The following is a 13,753-nucleotide window of genomic DNA, read 5'->3' on the forward strand; positions in this document are numbered from 1 at the left end:
ATTAAATCCGAAGTGATGTGACTCTTCCGGTCGGTTTGACAATAGGGAATTGCTTAACGATGAAATAACCTCCGGCATCATTCGGGTGATCATTGCCAGATTTTTTATCAGGCTCCCCCTTATCATCCCAGACCTGTTGCTCCAGAGATTCGGCATATACCGGACAACGCTTCACATTAACTTTATAGCGACGCTCACCATTGGCATTGCAGAACATTGCATTCATTGAGTTAACGCGATCTTTTACTGGCGGGTTCGAGCTGTTCACCACAACGTTAAAACCAGCCTGCTTAAGCTGGGCTATATCCGTCGTACTTGCGTTACTTGATTTTCTGGAATCTCCGGAAGCATCTGGATAAATATAAATCTCCCTCACTTTCCGGTAATCATTCCCGTCATACAGCCAGAAGCGTTCTTTAATGATGCGGATCATATCCGGCGTATCGTAGGCATTGATGATTTCAGTTACCGCACATGGAAGCCCCAAACGCAGCACATGGACGATCCCCGCCATCTTTCCAACGTTAAAATCCATCCCAATATAAATCGGCTCCCCTGGCTGCTCCACTTCTTCGCAATTATTCAGTTTCCGGTCAAACTGATGGTAAACAGTACCACTTGTCAGGTTAGTAAACTGTCCTCGAAGATAGGCTTTAATCAGCTCTGGAGGGTATGATTCAAGAAGCGAAGGAATGTAATCTGCTGGCAGGTTCTTTTCATTATCGAAAGTAGATGCCTGCACCAGACCATACAGTGAGGCCAGCTCTGTTTTTTCACGCACGGCTTTAACAAACTGCTCGTAGACAAATTTGAATCCTTCCGGCGTGGTTGTAACGTCAATACCGTTGCGAAGTCCATCAATCTTATAACGCATACGCGCAATTATCTTGCGCCACGCCGTTCTGGCTTTTTCCTTCGGCAAAATGTCCAGTTCATCCACCAGCGCATTACCAATTTTGAAACCGACGATCGTTTGTGGCTTCTCCATCGATCTGCAGATAGTGGTTCCCCGATACTGGCGTCCGTAATAAAAGTGAACCTCTTTATTTCCCTCATTAATTTTTACGTTCAATCCCCAGTCAGCAGCAACTTCTTCCACTGTAGGGTAAAAAATATCGCGAATTTGGGGATACGTTGGCGCAAAATATCCCTGATTTATACCTGGATGCTCCCAAATCCCCTTGCATATGCCGCCACACCCAACCCATGTTTTGCCCGAGCCAAAACCAGCAATATAGGCTTTAAATTTATGGGGCATTGAAAGAAATCGCGCCTGAGGCACATTAAGCGTCGGAGAGATCATCTTCATCACTCCTTACTCTGGCATCAACCACATTAATATTGATCGCCACAGGCTGGGGATGTTCATTATCTTCCACCGTTTCGATCTCTTTGCGCAGCTTCTGGTTTTCCATTCTGCGTCGTTCAATTTCCAGTTCCTGTAGCCGCTTATCTGCACATAAAGCCCCGCCAGCAGAAAGCAAACGCAACAATTCACGCCGGGCGGCAGCCTTATCCTCCAGCAGGATCTCAACGCCGAATTTTCCGAGTTTTGCCCCTGCATATAATTGCCGCGCATCCCCATCAAGCAGAGTGGTATCAGCCATATAAAGCTGTCCCGTTCCCTCACCGCAGCACTTCGGGCAGTCCGGATTGGGTATGGCGTTATCAACAAAGCCGAGGCCTCCATATTCCGGTTCGGGTTTGCCATCTCTGGAAGCCTGCGCCGCTGCCTTGTCGAATTCTGCTATATCGCGCCACTGGTAGAGATGATTCTCGCCCCAGCAATAACGGCAGTTAACACGGCGAAATTGTGCAAGCTGATTGGGGTCGGCCAGGACAATGGCCATCAACTGACTCACCAGTAAATCCAGGTCTGCGGTATAGCGTTTCTGGTACTGATTGCGGAAGTAGCTGATAGCGCGAAAAACCCTGGCATTTCTAAGCATACGACTGGCGTTGCTGTTAGCTGTCGCACCTTGCCCCTCATAACCGGCTAGTCGGTACGCCTCTGTCGGCTTTTTCCCCTGAGCAACAAGCATCGCAAACTTAGCCTGCTGGTCAGAAATGCCGAATTCATCGGGACAGAACGAAAATTCCTCCGCGTCGCCCTCATTCAGGCCCGCATCGAATACTGGCTTTTTTTCCTGAGATTTTTCGTTCCGCTTTTGTGCAGTCTGCGCAGATTTTTTCTGCGCACTTTTTTGCGCAGTTTTGCGCATTTCTGTCTGCGCATTTTTCGGAGGTTTTTTGATGTAACGACGGGCTGTTGCGTAATTCAGTCCCCTTGCTTCACACCATGCCACCGGAGATATACCGGAGCGGGTGTATTCAGCAATATACTCCTGCTGCAACGCCCCCCAGTCCGGTCTGCTCATCAGTTAGTCCTGATTTTTATCCACCCTGAGTAGTTCGCGCAGAGCAAAGGCATCCCCTTTTCTGGCAAGCTTAAACAATGCCGCTCGTAACTCGGCTTCACCTTTCGCTCTGCCCTTACGGATGGCCGCATAAAAATCTGTCATTGCTTCCCGATTTTCTTTCAGTCGGTTCAGATCAACATCCAGAACGTCAGCGATTTGTTGTGCAGTCATCCGGCACGCTGCCAGAGACTCGACTTTCGAATACGGAATCATTTGTCACCCCTATTGATATGCAGGGTGTCTTCTTCCTGTATTTTTCGTGAAGGATTTTTACTGCAGCGTTGTTCCAGGTGACCTGATGGTGAATGCGTTTATGGCTGGCACCCATCAGTGAGATTTTTACGCACGACGGCGCATACATGACGGAGTAAAAACTTTTAACGTAGGTTCCGGAATCCAGATACAGCTCGGTCATTCCGCCGCTGTTTTTCTGCGTCTGTTTCTGCCCTAACTGGACAGCACCGATCGTCATAAACAATTCACCACAGCGACCGAGATTCGTGTACGTATTCACATCCTCGTTAATGCGCCCCATGAATGAGAACGGTCGATCAACCGAACAGATAAAGCTGTTCATTGCCTTGCGTTTCACCCACGAAGCATGGCCGCCATTGTCACCAAGAAAATCCCCGCCCTGCGACATAGCGATGGAAAGAGCAGGTATTGATTCGTAGTACGCCAGCATTTCAGAAAGGATCGCATCCAGTTTCCTTATCGGAAAATAGGCCTGGTCATAGTTGCGATCCACCCGAAACTGGAACTCGTGATAATCATCATCGAGCTGAATGAAGTATTTACACCCGACCAGTTTTGCCAGGTCGAAACAGGCATTACGGGCGTAAAAAATTGAGCGGCGGTCACCGAAATTATCGGCTTCGTCAAAACGACTGGCGATATCGGCTTTGGAAAACACCAGCACCTGTTCACCAAATTCAGCCATGTACTGATGCCGTGTCTTATCTTCATCATCAACAACGATAAAAATTTTCCCGGTATAGCCAGCACGACGCAACGTCCGGTAAGTCAGAACTTTGTCCGGTCGCCCGTGAGTCAGAATAAAGGCGCAAAAATCATCACGCATATTCCTCCTCCTCACCACCATGCATGATCTCCACCATGCGCTGCGTCATCCGGACAAATCCATTTTCAATAGCCTGCTGATAATCAATGATCACCAGCGCCGACTCCTCGAAAAAACACTGAATTTCAGCGGGGGCGTGAGCGTAATAGTCCGCAATTCTGCTGAAATTAAACACCGTGTGACGTTCTGCCGCACACAGGAGGAATTTCTCAATATCAGGCTCAAGGGAAGCCAAACGTATCCGGCTGATCAGCTCCTGCGTTTTCGTATCGTCGTACAGTTCACTGATATCCGGTTTACCGCCCGACGGCTCATAAACAGGCGTATCAATTTTCGTCGTATACGGCTCCTCCTCATTTCCTGTACCGGGCAAAACATCCGTCAACAGTTCATCAATTTCTGTCGGGATGAAGCCTGTCAGGGAGACATCAAAATCAGCATTGATTAGGTCCGACAGCTCCATCCGCAACAGATCTTCATCCCAGCCAGCATTCATCGGCAGGCGATTATCTGCCAGGCGGTACGCCTTTTTCTGCTCATCCGTCAGGCCAGACAGAACAATGACCGGAACAGAATCCATTTTGAGCATTTCAGCCGCCATAACACGACCGTGACCCGCAATAATTTCGCCCTTTTCGTCAATCAGCACCGGATTAGTCCAGCCGAATTGCTTAATACTTTCTACCAGTTGTGCCACCTGCTCAGGGCTGTGCGTCCTGGCGTTGTGCGCATACGGTGACAATTCTTGTAATGGGCGATAGACTATCTTTAATTTCTCGCTCATACATCCTTGCTTTATGAATAAAACGCACCCCAGCAGCCAGTGCTACTGGGGGCGGAGGTGTTGCTGGTAAAGTTAGGTATTGGATCAATGAGTGAGTCAACATAATATTAAACTCACAATTATAAATCAGCCATATATTAGGAGCGCCAAAAAAAACCTGAAAACAATATAATAACAGGATAAATTTCAAGGCGACCAAGAATCATAGCTATGCACATTAAATATTTTGCAATGTCATTAAGCACTCCGAATGACGATGCAGTAGCCCCAAAACCTAATCCCATATTATTAATACATGCAGCCACTGTTGCAAATGATGTAAGAAAATCATATCCCATACCATTTAACACCAGTATAAAAAACACCGTGAAGAGAGTATAAAGAAAAAAGAAACTCCATACAGACCTCATTACACGATCTGTAACTATCTTCCCTCCTACATTTACACTCAACAACGCTCTGGGATGAGAAAGCTGATTTATCTCGTGTTTGCTTTGTTTGAAAAGTATAAGAAATCGAAGTGACTTAATTCCACCACAAGTTGAACCTATACATCCCCCAAAGAAACTTGACAACAGCAAAAACACTATCGTGTGCGTGGGCCAGCTTGCATAATCCTGCGTAGCTAAACCATTATCAGTGAGCATGGAGCTGGCAAGAAAAAACGAATGAATAAAACTTCCATGCAAGTCATACATACCTATATGCCAGACCTGGAAAGAGGTAACAATGATCACCCCTAAGGCTATTAACAGAAAGAAACGAAGTTCAATATCTCTGATTAAAGGTTTTATCGTTTTCCTGCTAATAACAATATACCAAAGAGTGAAGTTGAAAGCCGATAGCAGGGAAAAAGAACCAGCCACCAGCTCAACCAAATAGTTATTAAAATATCCGATACTCTCGCTATGAGTTGAGAAACCACCAAGCGAAACTGTGGAAATCCCGTGACAAATAGCATCAAACAAAGGCATTCCTGCAAGTCTATAACAGACAATACAAGCAATACCTAATAAAGAATAAGTTATCCACAGTGTCCGTGACGTATCGGCCAGGCGGGGAGTGAGTTTGTCATCCTTAAATGGCCCCGGCATTTCTGACTGATAAAGCTTTGCACCACCAATACCCAATAATGGCAATACAGCAACCGCCAGAACAATAACTCCTAAACCACCTATAAAATTTAACTGTGACCGATAGTACAAATATGCCCGAGGTAATGAACTAACATCATCAATTACAGTTGCTCCTGTTGTTGTTATTCCAGAAACCCCTTCAAACAGAGCATCAATGAACGTTAAATTAAGTTCTGAGTCAATCCATAAAGGGAATGCACTAATAACAGAAAACAAAATCCAAAACATTACAATTATAATAAACCCATCACGGGTACGTAATTGAATGCCAGATTTCTTAGTTGTATACCACGCTCCGCCACCAATGCAAAAAAATATAACGAAAGTTATAAAGAAAACGAATAGGCTTTTTTCTTTATAAAACAATGCTACAACCATTGGTGGCAACATTGAAAGACTATAGAGCCAAACCAGGAACCCACACATATGAGTAACAACTCTTACATGAGATGTATTCATATCTAAATATTCTTTCAATTATAACCACCTTGCTGCAATATTATGATTATACTGTATAAAATTTAACTCCTCTTAGATCTTACTTCACTGTTCCTTATGAAACAATCATCAAAATGAATCATATTGTAGTTAAGATTTTACTTTAAACACTGTTCGGTTATGTATTGCTGAGCACCTTCAAGTTGGGCCTGCATCATTACCAGTCGTTCCCGGAGGGTGAAATAATCCCGTTCAGCGGTGTCTGCCAGTCGGGGGGAGGCTGCATTATCCACGCCGGAGGCGGTGGTGGCTTCACGCACTGACTGACAGACTGCTTTGATGTGCAACCGACGACGACCAGCGGCAACATCATCACGCAGAGCATCATTTTCAGCTTTCGCATCAGCTAACTCCTTCGTGTATTTTGCATCGAGCGCAGCAACATCACGCTGACGCATCTGCATGTCAGTAATTGCCGCGTTCGCCAGCTTCAGTTCTCTGGCATTTTTGTCGCGCTGCTCTTTGTAGGCGGTGGCGTTATCACGGTAATGATTAACAGCCCATGACAGGCAGACGATGATGCAGATAACCAGAGCATAAATAATCGCGGCGACTCTGCTCACTGATCTATCCCCCAACAGGCTAATGCGCTTTCCTGGTCACGACGAATAACCTGTCCATAGCAGTTATTTGAACGTATGCGGCAATCGCGCCCACCATCTTTTATCCACCAGCGAATCGCCTCGCATGCACCCTTACGATCACCGGCATTCAGCCGCTTATAAAACGTCGACGGGAAACACTTACCGGGGCCAATGTTATAGGGACAAAATGACGCTATACCCGCTTTCTGTGGTTCGGTCAGTGGTACTTTAATATTGCGCTCCACCCATGCCAGCGCCTTATCACGTTCAATAGCGTTAACCTGGTCGCATTTTTCCTTCGACAGCCTCATTCCCGGTATGACGGGCTTACCATCCACCATTGTGGCACCACGACAGATGGTCCATATACCGGAACCATCGCGGTATGCCGTTGTGTGGTTACCTTCTTTTTCATCCAGAAACTGGTCGAGAATATCAGGCGCAGGCGCACCGACGGCAATCAGTGCCAGAACGGCAGCCGACAGGCCGTATCTGATTTTTGCGTTCATGGATATTTATCAGGATTTATCGGTTTCTGAACCCTGGATATGTTTATCTGTCCCGGCCTGTTGAATCAGGCAAGGAATAGTTAAATACAATAGAGAGGATTGTTTATGGACAATAGCACCATTTCTCTACAGGAGTTGCTCGACTGCATTTCCAAGCTTCGGGATGATGTAAATGCCCTTACTGTCGCATTTTCATATCTGGCATTCTCAATTCCCAAGGAACAAATGCAACCAACACTGGCATCGCTCCAGCTTGAATCACTCAACCCCAAATGGTCCCAGCAACAACAAAATTCTTTCAAGTGGCTGGCGGTATTACTGGAAGAAAAATATGCTGGTGAAATTACCATTTCGGCGGAGTCTTCAGTGAACCAGTAATTCTTCCCGGCAGTTTTCCTTTGTAGGTTATCCACACACCCTGCGCCTCTAAAATTATGGGGCGCTTTTCCGGTGACTGCTCATCCCCTTCACATAACCCGGCAGCAACATCCAGGAAGACCTGTCTGATGCTCCTTCTGGCTGCTGCCTCATAAAACTCCAGCGCGGCACCTTCAACACGGTCCAGCGAGATGTCCAGGTCTAAAATTTCACCGTCAAAGCGTTTTTTGTCCCGTAACGCTAAAGTTACCGTAACTTTATTCTCAAAATTGCGGATCCCTTTCACAATCAGTTCATAGTTTTGAGTCATTGAATTACTCTCCCCGTGCAGCCTTACGCTTATCTTCTTTAATCTTGAAATAAAGATTTGTCAGATACGTCAACAGGCCAAACACCAGACTACCCAGCACACCTATTGCTGCCCACTGTGAGGGCGTGACTCTATCGAGCAACTGTAAAAACCAGTAGCCAGCACTGCCTGCGGAGGTGCCATAGGCGACACCTGTTGTTAACTTATCCATGGATTTCATAACCCCCACCTCGCAGATGCGGGCGCTGTGTAATGGAAACAAAAAATGGCCACCAGCGGCCCGTAAAAAACACCCCGTCAAAAGCACCGGCATCCGCAGATGCCCTTTGCGTGGCGTTATTTGATGCGCGCCAGGTGTGGCGCAAAGAAATGAAATAAGACTTATCGAAAATTAAGGTTAATTTGATGATTTAAACCACTTCTGAAGCTTAGTAGTATGAACATGTCCCCAGAAGGGGCCAATACTTATTATTCTTCATGGACTTTGTCCCGCGGTCTTAATCCGACGACCGCGCTACTCTTCACCCTCTCGCAAATTGCTATCTAAAGGACGTTGTCCCACGAGTATTCCTGTATGCTCGTGTCTTTTTTTGTCCTGAGAAAGGAATAAAAAAAACCGCCAGATATGGCGGTTGGTCAATGCAAGGGATGAATTTTTTAATTGTTATTAAACCGAGGCGTCGGGTGCCTCCCGAAGTATTCCGTGCTGCATGGATACTGTGGTTTCCCGCTAAACCGACTCTTTAAACCACCCTCTCACTGAGGAGCGCCTCTGTGGTGCTTTTACAACACCAAAATGATGCATCACCGACCCTGCCAGGAAATACAAAATCTCCACCGATAATGCACCATTCTGCTGCCGTAAAAAATTAGCACTGAGGCTACACCCGGCCTCAAATCATAGCCAGAGAACAGAATGCTTTTTCAAAACAACCTGCTCCCACGTAATAAAAAAATACGCCAGTGCCGTAATACAATAAGGCTTGTTTTAAATGCTGGAGCGGGTAGCGGGAATCGAACCCGCATCATCAGCTTGGAAGGCTGAGGTAATAGCCATTATACGATACCCGCATATGGTGCCGACTACCGGAATCGAACTGGTGACCTACTGATTACAAGTCAGTTGCTCTACCTACTGAGCTAAGTCGGCATTGGTTCTTCAGGGGAGCGATATCACCGAGCGATATCACCGAGCAAAGAAGAGTTCCCCCTCAGAACCGTTTTCGATGATACGATTTAATATTCCAATCGCAACAACACTTTGCGTCAAGCTATGTAAATTTATTTATGTATTTTTATTTTATGTGAACATTTCACCTTCACTTAAAATATACGCGACAATATATAAACAAATTTATTTTGAAGGCAATATTAAATGTCGTTTCTTATATCACACCACAATAACAACAAAACCCGCTTGATGGCGGGTTCTATTAAAGTTTAATTGCGCTTGATTCGCCTCGCGATACAGCTTTGCGAAGCGTAGCAAAATTGAAGCAGTTTACGCGTAAAAAATCAAGCCGTTTTTTGAGCGAATGATTCTCGCATGGGAATGTATAGCGCATACTCAGCAACGGCCAACCAATTAGCAATTCGCTTTTCGCATGTGCTAAAACACCACTCTGGGTGTGCATCATTTAGCAATTCAGCCATTTTGCGTTTGGTCATCCCCCGCCCCTCATACCGTTGCCGAAGGACGCTAATCAATCCTGGATGCTCTGCCAGCACCTCACTTATGACCCGATCAATACATAACGCCTCTGCATCAGTACAATGCGCCAGCCAGCTCTTTTGCTTACCGTTAATCATATCCCGCAAAAAAGCCTCAAGTTCAGACTTGTTCAGACCTGCTTTTTTCATCCTCCGGAGCGCCTCGTTAATTGCCGTTTTTGTCAGCTTTTTAGAGGCCAACAACTGGTTGAACATATTCCCCGTCTTACCGCCGCCAATATACGACCAGCGCCCCCACATGCGCAGTTTTCCCTGAATCCAGACACTTTCCAGCGTGGTGAGACGAAGGTGTTCCCCGCTTTTGCCTGTATTTGTTGGGTAAATCATAAATAACCTTCCTTTCTCCAGATTTCTTGCGTGCGAAAAACACCTTCTGCATGCATCAGGCGTAAATCTTCTTTGGTGTAATCGCTTGTTTTTACCCGCCCGTCGATTAAATCGTGGCATGAGCTACAGGCAATCGCCGCCTGCATATCGTGTGGTTTTGTCGCTGTTCCGCACGTTCCCGCCAGTCGGTAATGCGCCAGCACAGACGTTTCCGGATCGTGATTGCAGTAGCCAAGAATTCTGACGGTGCACATCCGCCCCCGCGCCGCTTTACGTAAATCCACCATTACGCAAACTCCAGCAGCTGCGCGGCCACATTTTCGACTTGTTCCGGAGAGGAAAATTTACGGAACAGAATCCAGTTCCACAGCACATTCAGAACAGATTTATAAACCTGCTGAAACTCGGTTTCGTCCATATTCGCAAAAGCGATAGATTTTGCCCGACGCCCGCGGCTACCGTCCGGATAAAAATGTTCGGTGTAAAATCCAGCCTGAATGGTTACCCACTCGCGAAAAGCCTCAAACGACTTTAGCAATGCCGTATCCCGGGTTCTGCGTGTCGCAACTGTATTCAGATATTGCTCTGCGGCATCACTCAGGGCTGGCGTGTGTTCCCGACCAACTGATTCGCACAGGTAATCAACGAAACCAGACAGCAGTTCTCGTTCGCGAGGCGTGATCGCCCCACCGACCGGAGTCCAGTAATCGAATCCCAGTTGCAGGAGTTTGAAAAAACGCTTGTGGAATGCGTAGTTACGCACACGCTTAAAGTCTGCGTGTATCCACTCGCCTATTTTGATTTGATGCAGAAAATCACAACTCTCCGGCGTCGCCGGGAGAAGTAATCCGGAAGAGGTTTGTTTGACCAGTTGTATATGCGCCATTTCTTAATCTCTCGATGGCGCAGCGCAGCAGATGCCAGTTGTTCAGGCTGACGTATGAAGTATAAATAAACTGGCTCCAGTGTAAAGCCCCACCTTAATGGAATAAAAACCAAACAACAGATTGCTGGGATACAAACAACGCTTATTATTAAAAGCGGTTAAACAAATTAAATTTTAATGTTATGCAAATCTGCCAGATCACCATAATATCTCATTTGAAAACCGCTGAAATAACAACCCTATCAGGGTTAATCATATTAAGGTGAGTAAATATGGAAAACAACAAATCTGCACATTACGTTCCTTTTTTATCTGTAATACTTTTTGTTTTATGCTGTGCGTGGGCATTATTTTTATAAATATATTTACAGATGAAATAAACCCGCCAATCAGGTTAACTGTGGCTGCGTTGAGGATGCATAATACATCAGAGGTGGCGAGGGATTTCTCCCCCGCCAGGTCTCTTACTCCTCAGGTTCGTAAGCTGTGAAGACAGCGACCTCCGTCTGGCCGGTTCGGATTCGTACCTCGCAGAGGTCTTTCCTCGTTACCAGTGCCGTCACTATGACGGTTAAACAGATGACGATCAGGGCGATTAACATCGCCTTTTGCTGCTTCATAGCCTGCTTCTCATTGCCTTTCGGCACGTAAGAGGCTAACCTAGATTTGCCGTTCATAGATTGAGCCTCAGATTAATGTTAAGCGTCTTGCAGGACGCGTAATGTTAACTGGGGCTTTTCTCTATCTGCCTTTGGTGTTCATGCCTGAGGCAGATAGCCTCAAGCACCCACAGCCATTCTACTTAACTACCGTTACCTCGCCAACATGAAATCAATCAGAAAGGCGAACCATAAGAACAATAACAACAATTAAATTCATTTTCTCAAATCCTGTTAACGACGCCCATCCGACACTAACAACTTTCATTTATTATACTATTTCCCCATCGACGCTCTGCGTTGGCATAACACAAATCTGTCTGTCCGTTTGGGTAAAGAGCGGATATCTGCAGTTTCAAAGAAACTGCGCATGCACACGAACTATCAAAGATAGTGATAACTGAGATAAAAACATATGGAAGCCTTCGGCATTTAAAAATAACAGCAAATCATATAAAAGGAAAGAGATAAGCAACATTTACATAACATGTATCACGATACGCCCCAGTGTTAATAAGAAGACTATCACTTTATTCTTTTATAATGTTAGTTTGCACTAGCAAGTGCCACTCCGAACAGAAAAAGGATACATGTAATGAAGCTACAGCAATTTAATATTAAAAATTACAAGTCGATAAAAGATGAAATAGAAGTATATATCGATGATATAGTTGTGCTAATTGGTCCAAATAACTCTGGAAAGTCAACAATATTAGATGCGTATGAAAAGTTTGCATCTTTAGGATCAGCAAAAGGCCTGACTGCTCATGATTTTTATAACTCAGATATATCTATACCAATTGAAATGTGCGGAATTTTCACTGATATCACTGATGATGATATTCGTACATTAGGGGGAGAGAAATGGTTTTATAAAGATGATGCTCTTGACAGAAGAAATATGGCAAGAAAGTATGGGGGAGATTGGGAGAAAAATAATACCCCATTGGAAAGCAAACTCTATTATTGTGTTAAATGGGTTTGGTCACATCCAGAAAAAGCAGCCCAAAAACAATCCTATGGCCTTGATGATGCCTCTGGCAAACGCATATTTATTGATGGGGGCTCTGGGGGACTTGACACACTACTACAAAGTCGAGTTCCTCAACCAATAAGAATAAGCCCAGATAAATCCATGGATGAAACTAAAAAAATTATCATAAGTTTCTTAAAGGAAGATGCAAAAGATGAGTTACTGAAAACAGGGGAAAGTAAAGCTGATATAATACAGAAAATACAAGAGTTGACAGACACTCTTATGAAAGATTCCAAATCAAAAATCGATGATCTTCTACAGCAGGTCTCCAAATCATCATCATCTGTTTTTCCTGGGCTAGAACTGGAATTAAACATACTTTCCAAGGATCCCGTAGATGCGGATGTTATGGTTTCAGAATCTAACCTTACAGTGAAAATGGATGGGATAAATAGCTCTCTTCTCGAGAACCAAGGTCACGGTGTTCGCCGCTCCGTTTTATGGTCTGCTTTGCAAATTTTGACTCACGAATCTCATGCACGAGATAAAATAAAAAAAGCGAAAGGTAAGCCTATCTCTGTTGAGAAAAAACAATATATTTTATTGATTGATGAGCCTGAATCATTTCTTCACCCTCCTATAATTAGAAGTGCGAGGGACTCGCTTTATGATTTTGCAGCAAACAATGATAACTGGCAGGTGATGGCTACAACACACTCCCCTGTATTCATAGACTTATCCAAGAAGCACACGACTATAATTAGGATAGAAAAAGACAAATCGCTAAATAAAACAATATCTACAGATGAACTATCTTTTTCTGAAGAGGAAAAAGATAATATGAAAATGATAAGATTATGCAACCCAATGGTTAATGAGTTTTTCTTTTACGACAATATAATATTAGTTGAAGGCCCAACTGAAAAAATCGTCATTAACAAAATATGTGATATTGTCGGAGTTGATTATCATATCATTGACTGTTTAGGAAAAGGGAATATAAAAACATTTGCTAAAATATTAAATCAATTTAACGTTGAGTATATAGCAGTACATGACTCCGACATTCCAAAATGCTTAAAGCAAGGAAGCGTTTCAGGTAATGGAGCATGGGGTTCAAATGTATCCATAATGAACGAATGCTCTAAAAGTAAAAAACCAATGGTATTTATTCAAATACCTCATTTCGAAGGACTGTTTTTTAAAAATTTCAATCCATCAAACAAAGTTGAGACAGTAACATCAGTTCTATCTAATAATTTAACACCAGAATACAAAGCAATATTTGATACATATAGCAGAATTTTAAACAAAGATCCATCTGTTTTTATCAGCTCCAACGAAAAAATGATAGACATGTATCATGCATTTTATGCCAGTAATAAAAACCAAATTGAGACGCTAAAGAATCCTGAAATCTGGATCCTTTAATTTTTAATGTTGTAATAAATATTATTTAGTAACAACCCTCTAT

16 protein-coding genes and 2 tRNA genes are annotated in these 13,753 nt (G+C 44.2%); 2 read left to right on the top strand and 16 right to left on the bottom strand.

Annotated elements, in window-relative coordinates; all coding sequences use genetic code 11:
- Nucleotide 1: 1 nt before the first annotated feature.
- The 8 genes from A31E_RS14435 to A31E_RS14400 all read right to left on the bottom strand — a co-directional run bounded on the left by A31E_RS14435 (nucleotide 2) and on the right by A31E_RS14400 (nucleotide 7,012).
- Nucleotides 2-1,303, bottom strand: coding sequence for a terminase large subunit domain-containing protein (locus A31E_RS14435; protein ID WP_000625349.1), 1,302 nt, complete (start codon nucleotides 1,301-1,303; stop codon nucleotides 2-4).
- Nucleotides 1,284-2,378 carry a terminase small subunit gene (locus A31E_RS14430; protein ID WP_000089437.1) on the bottom strand — a complete coding sequence of 365 codons (1,095 nt, stop codon included), beginning with the start codon at nucleotides 2,376-2,378 and terminating at the stop codon, nucleotides 1,284-1,286. Before A31E_RS14430 ends, A31E_RS14435 begins: the two co-directional genes overlap by 20 nt.
- Before the next feature lie 3 nt (nucleotides 2,379-2,381).
- Nucleotides 2,382-2,591, bottom strand: a complete 210-nt coding sequence (locus A31E_RS14425; protein ID WP_000126788.1) for a hypothetical protein — start codon at nucleotides 2,589-2,591, stop codon at nucleotides 2,382-2,384.
- Nucleotides 2,569-3,501, bottom strand: coding sequence for a GREB1-related protein (locus A31E_RS14420; protein ID WP_001204031.1), 933 nt, complete (start codon nucleotides 3,499-3,501; stop codon nucleotides 2,569-2,571). Before A31E_RS14420 ends, A31E_RS14425 begins: the two co-directional genes overlap by 23 nt.
- Nucleotides 3,494-4,285 carry a ParB/Srx family N-terminal domain-containing protein gene (locus tag A31E_RS14415; RefSeq protein WP_001291091.1) on the bottom strand — a complete coding sequence of 264 codons (792 nt, stop codon included), beginning with the start codon at nucleotides 4,283-4,285 and terminating at the stop codon, nucleotides 3,494-3,496. The genes A31E_RS14420 and A31E_RS14415 overlap by 8 nt, the downstream gene beginning before the upstream one ends.
- 137 nt (nucleotides 4,286-4,422) lie before the next feature.
- Entirely contained in the window at nucleotides 4,423-5,880 is a 1,458-nt protein-coding gene (gene trkG / locus A31E_RS14410; protein WP_024165216.1) for a Trk system potassium transporter TrkG, read from the bottom strand.
- Nucleotides 5,881-6,017: 137 nt separating this feature from the next.
- A complete protein-coding gene (locus tag A31E_RS26770; RefSeq protein ID WP_000091919.1) occupies nucleotides 6,018-6,482 on the bottom strand; it encodes a lysis protein in 465 nt (154 codons plus the stop codon).
- Nucleotides 6,479-7,012, bottom strand: coding sequence for a lysozyme (locus A31E_RS14400; RefSeq protein ID WP_000992105.1), 534 nt, complete (start codon nucleotides 7,010-7,012; stop codon nucleotides 6,479-6,481). Before A31E_RS14400 ends, A31E_RS26770 begins: the two co-directional genes overlap by 4 nt.
- A 105-nt stretch (nucleotides 7,013-7,117) precedes the next feature.
- Here A31E_RS14400 and A31E_RS14395 point away from each other — a divergent pair, with 105 nt between their 5' ends.
- Nucleotides 7,118-7,390, top strand: coding sequence for a hypothetical protein (locus A31E_RS14395; RefSeq protein WP_000370546.1), 273 nt, complete (start codon nucleotides 7,118-7,120; stop codon nucleotides 7,388-7,390).
- On the opposite strand, the gene A31E_RS14390 is transcribed toward A31E_RS14395, so the two are convergent.
- The 8 genes from A31E_RS14390 to hokD all read right to left on the bottom strand — a co-directional run bounded on the left by A31E_RS14390 (nucleotide 7,356) and on the right by hokD (nucleotide 11,264).
- Nucleotides 7,356-7,700, bottom strand: coding sequence for a YdfR family protein (locus A31E_RS14390; RefSeq protein WP_000193293.1), 345 nt, complete (start codon nucleotides 7,698-7,700; stop codon nucleotides 7,356-7,358). The genes A31E_RS14395 and A31E_RS14390 overlap by 35 nt on opposite strands.
- A 4-nt stretch (nucleotides 7,701-7,704) precedes the next feature.
- Nucleotides 7,705-7,920: a phage lysis protein EssD gene (essD, locus tag A31E_RS14385; RefSeq protein WP_000839599.1), complete on the bottom strand. Its 216-nt coding sequence runs from the start codon at nucleotides 7,918-7,920 to the stop codon at nucleotides 7,705-7,707.
- 776 nt (nucleotides 7,921-8,696) lie between these two features.
- Nucleotides 8,697-8,771 (bottom strand) — tRNA-Gly (locus A31E_RS0122565).
- Nucleotides 8,772-8,774: 3 nt separating this feature from the next.
- Nucleotides 8,775-8,850: transfer RNA gene (locus tag A31E_RS14380), tRNA-Thr, on the bottom strand.
- Between the two features lie 365 nt (nucleotides 8,851-9,215).
- Nucleotides 9,216-9,758 (bottom strand): DUF1133 family protein, encoded by a 543-nt coding sequence (locus A31E_RS14375; protein WP_000640136.1) that lies wholly within the window; start codon nucleotides 9,756-9,758, stop codon nucleotides 9,216-9,218.
- Nucleotides 9,755-10,045, bottom strand: a complete 291-nt coding sequence (locus tag A31E_RS14370) for a DUF1364 domain-containing protein (RefSeq protein WP_001551052.1) — start codon at nucleotides 10,043-10,045, stop codon at nucleotides 9,755-9,757. The genes A31E_RS14375 and A31E_RS14370 overlap by 4 nt, the downstream gene beginning before the upstream one ends.
- On the bottom strand, nucleotides 10,045-10,644 hold the full coding sequence (locus A31E_RS14365; protein WP_000940316.1) for a DUF1367 family protein: 600 nt from the start codon (nucleotides 10,642-10,644) through the stop codon (nucleotides 10,045-10,047). The genes A31E_RS14370 and A31E_RS14365 overlap by 1 nt, the downstream gene beginning before the upstream one ends.
- Nucleotides 10,645-11,108: 464 nt before the next feature.
- Nucleotides 11,109-11,264: a type I toxin-antitoxin system toxin HokD gene (gene hokD / locus A31E_RS14360; RefSeq protein ID WP_000813254.1), complete on the bottom strand. Its 156-nt coding sequence runs from the start codon at nucleotides 11,262-11,264 to the stop codon at nucleotides 11,109-11,111.
- 634 nt (nucleotides 11,265-11,898) lie between these two features.
- Here hokD and A31E_RS14355 point away from each other — a divergent pair.
- Nucleotides 11,899-13,710 carry an ATP-dependent nuclease gene (locus A31E_RS14355; RefSeq protein WP_016248732.1) on the top strand — a complete coding sequence of 604 codons (1,812 nt, stop codon included), beginning with the start codon at nucleotides 11,899-11,901 and terminating at the stop codon, nucleotides 13,708-13,710.
- Nucleotides 13,711-13,753: the final 43 nt, after the last annotated feature.

It is taken from the genome of Escherichia sp. KTE159, from assembly GCF_000408805.1.
Lineage (GTDB): Bacteria > Pseudomonadota > Gammaproteobacteria > Enterobacterales > Enterobacteriaceae > Escherichia > Escherichia marmotae.

Bases quoted from the DNA above. Each gene is read 5' to 3' on its own strand.
- A31E_RS14435 (WP_000625349.1), bottom strand. From the start codon at position 1,303: ATGATCTCTCCGACGCTTAATGTGCCTCAGGCGCGATTTCTTTCAATG.
- A31E_RS14430 (WP_000089437.1), bottom strand. From the start codon at position 2,378: ATGAGCAGACCGGACTGGGGGGCGTTGCAGCAGGAGTATATTGCTGAA.
- A31E_RS14425 (WP_000126788.1), bottom strand. From the start codon at position 2,591: ATGACTGCACAACAAATCGCTGACGTTCTGGATGTTGATCTGAACCGA.
- A31E_RS14420 (WP_001204031.1), bottom strand. From the start codon at position 3,501: ATGCGTGATGATTTTTGCGCCTTTATTCTGACTCACGGGCGACCGGAC.
- A31E_RS14415 (WP_001291091.1), bottom strand. From the start codon at position 4,285: ATGAGCGAGAAATTAAAGATAGTCTATCGCCCATTACAAGAATTGTCA.
- trkG (WP_024165216.1), bottom strand. From the start codon at position 5,880: ATGAATACATCTCATGTAAGAGTTGTTACTCATATGTGTGGGTTCCTG.
- A31E_RS14400 (WP_000992105.1), bottom strand. From the start codon at position 7,012: ATGAACGCAAAAATCAGATACGGCCTGTCGGCTGCCGTTCTGGCACTG.
- A31E_RS14395 (WP_000370546.1), top strand. From the start codon at position 7,118: ATGGACAATAGCACCATTTCTCTACAGGAGTTGCTCGACTGCATTTCC.
- A31E_RS14390 (WP_000193293.1), bottom strand. From the start codon at position 7,700: ATGACTCAAAACTATGAACTGATTGTGAAAGGGATCCGCAATTTTGAG.
- essD (WP_000839599.1), bottom strand. From the start codon at position 7,920: ATGAAATCCATGGATAAGTTAACAACAGGTGTCGCCTATGGCACCTCC.
- A31E_RS14375 (WP_000640136.1), bottom strand. From the start codon at position 9,758: ATGATTTACCCAACAAATACAGGCAAAAGCGGGGAACACCTTCGTCTC.
- A31E_RS14370 (WP_001551052.1), bottom strand. From the start codon at position 10,045: ATGGTGGATTTACGTAAAGCGGCGCGGGGGCGGATGTGCACCGTCAGA.
- A31E_RS14365 (WP_000940316.1), bottom strand. From the start codon at position 10,644: ATGGCGCATATACAACTGGTCAAACAAACCTCTTCCGGATTACTTCTC.
- hokD (WP_000813254.1), bottom strand. From the start codon at position 11,264: ATGAAGCAGCAAAAGGCGATGTTAATCGCCCTGATCGTCATCTGTTTA.
- A31E_RS14355 (WP_016248732.1), top strand. From the start codon at position 11,899: ATGAAGCTACAGCAATTTAATATTAAAAATTACAAGTCGATAAAAGAT.